The following is an 8332-nucleotide window of genomic DNA, read 5'->3' as shown; positions in this document are numbered from 1 at the left end:
TAGTGAACCGAAAAAATGTTCTCCACAAAGTCTTGACTGACTCCTAGAAAAAGCGCGGGTAGTACAAGACAAAGATTTGTAGTACAATAGAGCAGGCGCGGCCAAAAGCGGAGTGTTATTCCACCCGCTTGGCCCATATGTATAGAAAGGACGACCCCGCGCAGAAAGGATGGAAGGACATGCACTGGATGGAATTATGGAAGGCGATCATTTTAGGAATGGTCGAAGGGCTGACCGAGTTTGCCCCGGTTTCCTCGACCGGCCATATGATTATGGTCGACGATCTTTGGCTGAAATCCACAGAGTTTTTAGGCAAGTACGCGGCGAATACGTTTAAAGTCGTCATCCAGCTCGGCTCGATTCTAGCCGCTGTGGTCGTGTTTAAAGACCGATTTCTCGACTTGCTTGGCGTTCGCGGCCGTCATCCGGGCGGACATCCGCGCCTTAACCTCATTCACGTCATCATTGGTCTGCTGCCGGCTGGGGTGCTCGGCGTCTTGTTTGAAGATTACATCGATGAACATTTGTTTTCGACCAAAACGGTGCTGATCGGCCTTGTGCTCGGCGCGTTGCTTATGATTGCCGCCGACCAATTCGCCAAAAAAGCCGCGCGGACGCAGACGGTCGACCAAATTACGTACAAGCAGGCGTTTTTTGTTGGTTTGATGCAATGTTTATCCTTGTGGCCCGGCTTTTCCCGCTCCGGCTCGACGATTTCTGGCGGGGTGCTTGTCGGCATGAGCCATCGCGCCGCCGCCGATTTCACGTTCATTATGGCTGTTCCGATCATGGCTGGGGCGAGCGGGCTGTCGCTGTTGAAAAACTGGCAATACGTCACCACCGCCGATATTCCGTTTTTCATCGCCGGCTTTTTGAGCGCCTTTGTCTTCGCCTTGCTCGCGATTCGCTTTTTCCTTGAGCTCATCAACCGCATCCGCCTCGTGCCGTTTGCCGTGTATCGGATCGTGCTGGCCATTGTCATTTATTTCTTATACTTCTAGTCGTGCCGCCTGGCGGGGTTGTTCCGCCGGGCGGTTTTCTGGTTGGGGGAAGGAAATGGCAAACGAAAAAATTTGAATAAAAATAACCCGTAGTGCTAGCTGAGTGCTAAGACTGAGCCAGCATCACAATTCCAGTACAACATCAAGAAGATATCGATCTCTTGTGCGACCATGTGTTCCGTATCAACCGTTATCGGCTTGAGCCGGTGTAAAGGAGAGAAGGCTCGTTGTGTGGTGATGAAAACAAAACGAGGCGATGCCGAAAAACGGCCGTGGTTGGCCGCATCGGGCATCGCCTGTTTTTACCGGCGGGCGGTGTCTTGAATGATTGCAAGCAACGTTTGCAGCGGATCGCTTGCGCCGGCTTTCTCCATGTTTTTTCGGTAGCGGTCTTTGTTTTCGTATAGGCGGTGAATGGCGGCTTGCAGCGATTCGTTCGTCAAGTCCTCTTCCATCAGCACTTCCGCATAGCCGGCTTTTTCAAACGAACGGGCGTTAAGGATTTGGTCGCCGCGGCTTGCCGCTTTCGAGAGCGGGATGAGCAGCATCGGCTTGCGCAAGGAGAGCAGTTCGAAAATGGCGTTCGCCCCGGCGCGGGAGACGACGATGTCGGCTAAGGCGAGTAAGTGGGGCAGCTCTTCGTTGACGTATTCGAACTGTTTGTATCCGTTTTGGCCTGCGAGGCTTCGGTCGATGTTCCCTTTGCCGCAAATGTGGATGATGTCAAATTCGGCAAGAAGCGTCGATAGGTTGGCGCGCAAGGCGTCGTTAATTTTTTTCGAGCCTAAGCTGCCCCCCATCGCCAGCAAGACCGGTTTTTTTCCGTCGAACTGGCACATCTTCCTCCCTTGTTCGGCGTTGCCATCCTTCAACTCTTCGCGGACGACGGCGCCGACGTAGACGGCTTTATCGGCATTGACGTATTGCTTCGTTTCCGGGAAGGTGAGGCAGATTTTTGTCGCAAACGGCATAGCGATTTTGTTCGCAAGCCCCGGGGTTAAGTCAGATTCATGGATCACCGACGGCACACCGTTCAGCCAAGCGCCGAGAATGACGGGAACGGAGACGAATCCGCCTTTTGAGAAGACGACGTCCGGTTTTTCTTTTTGGATCAGGCGGTACGCCTGCCAAACGCCTTTCAGCACGTTGAATGGATCTTTAAAGTTTTTCCAGTCAAAATAGCGGCGCAGTTTTCCGGTCGAAACCGAATAGTACGGGACGCCGTCGATGCGGCCGATAATCTCCCGTTCAATCCCTTGATGAGATCCGATGTAAACGATATCCCATCCCAGCTCTTTCAATTTCGGGATGAGGGCGACGTTGACCATCACGTGGCCGGCTGTGCCGCCGCCGGTTAAGATGATTTTTTTTCGCAATGCGGATCACCTGTCTTTTTTTAATCGCTCGTGTATCGTTATGTATTATAGCAGATTCCACCTAGCTTCGGGAGGAAACCAAGCGGTGGCGTTTTTCGTATAGTAAGAAAACTGGACGGTCTGCATGAAATTTTCATGATTTTCTTTTCGATTTCTCATTTGTTTGTTATATGATAAAACATCTGCAGCGTGATGATCTCGAATACAGAAAGTTCATTTTTCTATTTTCAGAGAGAAGAAATATTGGTAAAGTACAATCAAGAGGTGAATGCCATGTGGGTTTGGCTGTTCGTTTGTTTCATTGTGGGAATTGCCATTTATGGCATTGTACCGACGATCATCATTCGCAAAAAGCGGGTGCGTTTGTTTCGGGAGGGGACGGCATCCGATTGTCTGGCGCTGACGTTTGATGACGGCCCCGACCCGTATTATACGCCAAAGTTGCTTGATTTATTAAAGAAATATGGCGTGAAGGCGACGTTTTTCGTTGTCGGCCGCAAAGTCGAGCGCTATCCGGATATTGTGCGGCGGATGGCCGAAGAAGGCCATGAAATTGGGATTCATAATTACCGCCACATCAGCAATTGGCTGTTGCCGCCGATTTGGTTGGATTGGGGGGTGCGCCGCGCCGCTAAGGCGATTGAGCGGGCGACGGGCCAACGCCCGGTGTATTACCGCCCGCCGTGGGGGCATTTTAACGCTTGGACGCCGATCGTGCAAAAGCGGTATACAACGGTGTTATGGTCGCATATTCTTGGCGATTGGAACGAAAAAATTGGTACAATGGAATTGTTCCGCCGCTTGCGTTCGTCCATACGCGGCGGGGCGGTGATTGTGCTTCATGACAATGGGGATGCGTTAGGTGCTGACAAACGCGCGCCAGAGCAAATGTTGTCAGCGCTCGAGCTGCTGTTTAAGGATGAAGCAGCGAAAAAGATGCGTTGGGTGACGATTACGGAACTGAGAAATGTGCAAACTAATACACAAATCTCGGCGATGTAGCGGGGGAGCTATGGATACAAGCGTATGGTTGCCGTATGTCCAGTCATATGGATATGTGATGCTGTTTTTCTTTTTGTTTTGCGGCATTGTCGGCATTCCGGCGCCGGAGGAAAGCTTGCTCTTTTTGGTCGGCGTGATGGTTGCCAAGGAGCAGTTGCTGCTTGGACCGTCGCTCGCTTCATGCTGGGGCGGAGCGATGACGGGCATGGTGGCGGCCTATGGCGCCGGCCGGTGGTGGGGGGCGCCGTTTGTGCAAAAGTACGGCAAGTGCGTCGGAATTACGGCTGAACGTTGGGAGCGGGCTCGCCGCTGGTTTGGCCGCTATGGCAAATGGGGGATTTTGTTCGGCTGCTATGCTCCCGGGGTGCGGCAAATTTGTCCGTATATGGCGGGAGTGAGCCGGTTTCCGTTCGGGCCGTTTTTGTTGCTGTCGGCGCTTGGAACGGCAGGTTGGGCCGTTCCGTTGACCGCGGCGGGGCTTTGGCTCGGCCAGCGCATCCATATCCCCCTGATTTCTTTTCCGCTTGCCGGTTTGGCGTTGTTTTTGCTTTTTTTGCTTGCGGCATGGGTTGGGCAGCGGAGGCGCAAAAAATCTTTCGAAAGCTAAAGGGTGCGATCGATGATGAAAGTATTGTTTTTGCCGCTGTTTCAAATGAATACGGGACACCATAAAGTAGCCGATACGTTGATGGATTTTTTGCGCCGCCAGTTTCCGGCGGTCGAAAGCAAAAAGATCGATTTTTTGAGCTATTGCAATGAACTGATGGAAAAAATGGTGTCAGAGGCCTACTTGCGCTGGATTCGCTCGCATCCTGCTTCGTACCACCGTGTGTACAAAACGCTGATGTACCAAGAGCCGCCCCGGTTTGAGTTCATTTCGTTTGAGCCATGGCTGCCTTATTTTGAAAGCAAAATGAAAAAGATGGTGGAAGAAGAACGGCCGGATTTAATCGTCTGCACCCATTCGTTTCCGTCGCGCATTTTGCAGCGGCTGAAGCGAAAACGGGTGCTGACGGTTCCAGTTGTCAATGTCTACACCGACTTTTTTATGAACAGCATCTGGGGGAAACGGTTTATTGACTATCATTTTGTTCCCCATCAAGAGGCGAAATGGGAGCTGATCACGAAGTACGGGGTTGACAAAGGACGCATCATCGTCACTGGTATCCCAGTGCACGATGTGTTTATGAATCGGTCGGAAGCGAGACGCAAGCGGGACCTCGCTCATGTGCTTGTCGCCGGTGGAAACCAAGGGCTTGGCAATATGCTGGCGTTTTTGCGGGCGGCCCGCACGTCAACGTTGTTCCGCTATTCGGTGCTGTGCGGCGCCAATCGCCAGCTGTACGAGGAAATCGCCAGCTGGCAGCTGCCTCATATCCGGCCGCTTCCATACATCGCTGACCCGGAAGAGATGAATCGGCTGTATGAAGAGGCGGATGCCGTCATTACGAAACCAGGCGGGGTGACGGTCAGCGAGTTGCTTCATAAGCGCATTCCGATTTTTACGATTGATTGCTTGCCTGGCCAGGAGCGCATCAATTTGCAATATTTACAGCAAAATGGTCTCATTTATCATTTGGTCGGGCCAGAAAGCGGCGAGCAGCACATGCTTCGCTTGTTGATGGATGATGTGGAGAAAAACCGGTTTTTCCGCCGTGTGTCCGATTATTTTGCCGGCGTGGAAAAAACGGGGCAAGAAGCGCTCGCCGAAGTGGTAGCGGCCATGCCGCAACGCATGGCTTGGCGCGTGTTGCATCCGTAGCGACAGAAGGTGTCCCAAAACGGTCGGGGCACCTTTTCTTATTCCTGTATATACGTGTAAAACAAATGCTGGAAAACGATATGTTGTGCTTTGTTGAAAGAAGAACCACCTTTTTAGACACCCTCACTTTTTTGTTCCTTATCGCTTATGGGGGGTGGCGAAACAACCTGCATCGTACATATAAAATATCAGACCGTTGGGCGCGAAACGTGTTACAATAGGAACGATGGCCAAGGAAAGAGGAGGAACGATGATGAAAACGAGAGTTGGCGTGTTATACGGCGGCAAATCACCGGAGCACCAAGTATCGTTGTCGACGGCGATGGCGGTGATGAACGCCATTGATCCTCATAAATTCGATGTCATTCCGATTTATATTACACCGGAAGGTCAATGGATCAAGGGCGAACAGCTGACCGGACCGATCGAGGAAATCAAGCAGCTGCAATTCACTTCGGCGGCGACCGCCTTGATTCCGGTTTCCTTGAACCAAGTTCCGGCTGCCGATTCGGCTGCGGGAGGAAACGAGGAAACGATCGATGTCATTTTCCCGCTTTTGCATGGGCCGAACGGCGAAGACGGAACGGTGCAAGGGTTGCTTGAGATATTGAACATTCCGTATGTCGGCAACGGGGTGCTTGCTTCCGCGGTCGGCATGGATAAGGTGATGATGAAAAACTTGTTTGCGCAGGCCGGGTTGCGCCAAGCAAAATATATCGCCGTGACGAAGTACGATTGGCAAAAAAGCGGCGAGACGGTGTATGACCGGATCGAACGAGAGCTTGGCTACCCGTGCTTTGTCAAGCCAGCCAACGCCGGTTCGAGCGTCGGCATTTCCAAATGCAAGCAGCGCGGCGATTTAAAAGCCGCATTTATCGAGGCATTTCAGTATGACCGAAAAATTATTATTGAAGAGGCGATTGTCGGCCGCGAAATTGAAATCGGCGTGATCGGAAATGATGAGCCGATTTGTTCGGTCGTTGGCGAAATTGTTCCCAAAAAGGAATTTTACGACTATGAAGCGAAATACGAAGACGGGCAAACCGAATTGATCATCCCAGCGGACGTAACGAAAGAACAGTATGAGACGATCAAACAAATGGCCATTACGGCGTTTCAGGCGCTGGATTTGTCTGGACTTGCGCGCGTCGATTTTTTCCTCGCCGAAGATGGCGCTGTTTATATCAACGAAGTAAACACGATGCCAGGCTTTACGCCATACAGCATGTTCCCGCTTCTTTGGCAGCACAGCGGTGTGCCGTACCCGGAGCTGATTGAACGGCTTATCGCGCTCGCATTGGAACGACATCAAGAAAAGCAGACGATCACGTACACGTTCAAAAAAGAAAAGAGGTGAGAGCCGATGATCAAACGGACAGTGCGGCAAATCGCCGAAATGGCTGACGGACAGTGTTTAAAGCCGGAATGGGAGAATATGGTCGTAAGCGGTGTGTCAACCGACACAAGGACGATCCAAGCCGGCAACTTGTACGTTCCGTTGCGCGGTGCGACCTTTAACGGCCACGATTTCGTGCAAGAAGCGGTGCAAAAAGGAGCCGCCGCCGTACTGTGGGCGGAAAGGGAAGGAACGCCGCCGGAAGGTGTGCCAGTGGTCGTTGTGGATGATACGCTTTTGGCATTGCAGCGGCTCGCCGCCCGCTACCGCGAGCAGCTTGGACTGAAGGTGATCGGCGTCACTGGCAGCAACGGCAAAACGACGACGAAAGATATGATTGCCGCGCTGCTTTCAACCCACTATCGAGTGCAAAAGACCGAAGGGAACTTGAACAATCACATCGGCGTGCCGCTGACGCTTCTTTCGCTTGACGAAGGGACGGAGATGGCCGTTGTCGAAATGGGGATGAGCGGGTTTGGCGAAATCGAGCGGCTGACGATGATCGCCAAGCCGGACGCGGCTGTGATTACGAATATTGGGGAGTCGCACCTGCAAGAGCTCGGGTCGCGGGAAGGCATCGCCAAGGCGAAGTTGGAAATTTTGGCGGGTTTGCACCATGATGGTTTATTCGTCTACCATGGCGATGAGCCGCTCTTGACGGAGCGCGTGCCGAAGCTGCCGCTTCCCCGCCATGTCGTGACGTTCGGGGCGGGCGAACAGAACGATTATTATCCGACCGATGTGCGCATTGAAGCGGGAGGAACATCGTTTGTCATCAATGCGCTCCCCGGCCGGACGCTGTTTATGCCGGTATTAGGCAAACATTATGTATACAACGCGCTCGCCGCCATTGCGGTCGCCCGCTTTTTCGGCATCGATTGGGAAGGCATTGATGCGTCTCTCTCCCGCCTGCAAGTGACGCGCATGCGTACGGAAGTCGTCAAGACGAAATATGGCTTTACCGTCATTAATGACGCCTACAATGCCAGCCCGACATCGATGCGCGCCGCCTTGATGCTTCTTCAAGAATTGAGCGGTTATCGGCAAAAAATCGCCGTATTGGGCGATATGCTGGAGCTTGGCGACGAAGAAGTGGCGTTTCATCGAGAGATCGGGGAGGTGCTGCGGCCGGGAATGGTGGACTATGTGTTCACTTACGGGCCGCTTTCGCACCATATCGCCGCGGCGGCCGCCCCATTTTTTGATGATGGACGGGTGAGGGCGTTCGACGATAAAGCAGCGTTGGCCGAGGCCGTGCGTTCCGTCGCGACTTCGGATGACATTGTTTTATTGAAAGCATCGCGCGGCATGAAATTGGAAGAGTTGCTTCGATATTGGGTGTAACATCAAGCAACCCGAGAGAAACTAAAAGCGGCGTCACAGGCGCCGCTTTTCACTCGGGCGGAGGTGGGGATGATGATCGGCTGTTTATGCATTCACGGGTTTACTGGAAGTCCAGAAGAAGTGGCGCCGCTGGCCGATTATTTGCGGGAGCGGACCGATTGGATGATCGAAACGCCGACCTTGCCGGGCCACGGAAGCGAACTGCGGTTGAAAGGAATTACATACGACCAATGGATCGCGGCGGCGGAACAAGCGTTTTTAGCGCTCCATCACCGTTGCAGTGTGGTGTATGTCATTGGGTTTTCAATGGGTGGAGTGATCGCCGTCTACTTGGCGGAAAAATACCCGGTCGCCAAACTCGTGCTGCTAAGCGCTGCGTTTTACTATGTCAACCCGCGCCAATTATGGGAGTCAGTCAAGACTTTGTGGAGAACATTTTTTCGGTTCACTA

Annotated in this window: 8 protein-coding genes; 7 read left to right on the top strand and 1 reads right to left on the bottom strand. The window is 52.7% G+C overall.

Features of this window, described 5'->3' with window-relative positions; translation table 11 throughout:
- The first annotated feature begins 179 nt into the window (after positions 1–179).
- Positions 180–1001 (top strand): undecaprenyl-diphosphate phosphatase, encoded by an 822-nt coding sequence (locus tag ETR37_RS16760; RefSeq protein WP_015373784.1) that lies wholly within the window; start codon positions 180–182, stop codon positions 999–1001.
- A 302-nt stretch (positions 1002–1303) separates the two neighbouring features.
- Here ETR37_RS16760 and ETR37_RS16755 read toward each other — a convergent pair whose 3' ends face one another.
- Positions 1304–2377, bottom strand: a complete 1074-nt coding sequence (locus ETR37_RS16755; RefSeq protein WP_129447551.1) for an undecaprenyldiphospho-muramoylpentapeptide beta-N-acetylglucosaminyltransferase — start codon at positions 2375–2377, stop codon at positions 1304–1306.
- 273 nt (positions 2378–2650) lie between these two features.
- Here ETR37_RS16755 and ETR37_RS16750 point away from each other — a divergent pair, with 273 nt between their 5' ends.
- The 6 genes from ETR37_RS16750 to ETR37_RS16725 all read left to right on the top strand — a co-directional run.
- Positions 2651–3379: a polysaccharide deacetylase family protein gene (locus tag ETR37_RS16750; protein WP_129447550.1), complete on the top strand. Its 729-nt coding sequence runs from the start codon at positions 2651–2653 to the stop codon at positions 3377–3379.
- Between the two features lie 10 nt (positions 3380–3389).
- Positions 3390–3986, top strand: coding sequence for a DedA family protein (locus ETR37_RS16745; RefSeq protein ID WP_129447549.1), 597 nt, complete (start codon positions 3390–3392; stop codon positions 3984–3986).
- Between the two features lie 12 nt (positions 3987–3998).
- A complete protein-coding gene (locus tag ETR37_RS16740) occupies positions 3999–5141 on the top strand; it encodes an MGDG synthase family glycosyltransferase (protein WP_033004648.1) in 1143 nt (380 codons plus the stop codon).
- A 253-nt stretch (positions 5142–5394) separates the two neighbouring features.
- Positions 5395–6498, top strand: a complete 1104-nt coding sequence (locus tag ETR37_RS16735; protein ID WP_033004651.1) for a D-alanine--D-alanine ligase — start codon at positions 5395–5397, stop codon at positions 6496–6498.
- Between the two features lie 6 nt (positions 6499–6504).
- Entirely contained in the window at positions 6505–7881 is a 1377-nt protein-coding gene (locus ETR37_RS16730; protein ID WP_020753659.1) for a UDP-N-acetylmuramoyl-tripeptide--D-alanyl-D-alanine ligase, read from the top strand.
- Positions 7882–7953: 72 nt separating this feature from the next.
- A partial coding sequence (locus ETR37_RS16725; RefSeq protein ID WP_129447548.1) for an alpha/beta hydrolase occupies positions 7954–8332 on the top strand: 379 nt, incomplete at its 3' end.

Origin of the sequence: Geobacillus sp. PK12, from assembly GCF_004123125.1 — a bacterium.
Lineage (GTDB): Bacteria > Bacillota > Bacilli > Bacillales > Anoxybacillaceae > Geobacillus > Geobacillus zalihae.
The sequence above is the reverse complement of the archived record's forward strand: the minus strand, read 5'-3'. Positions and strand labels throughout refer to the sequence as shown.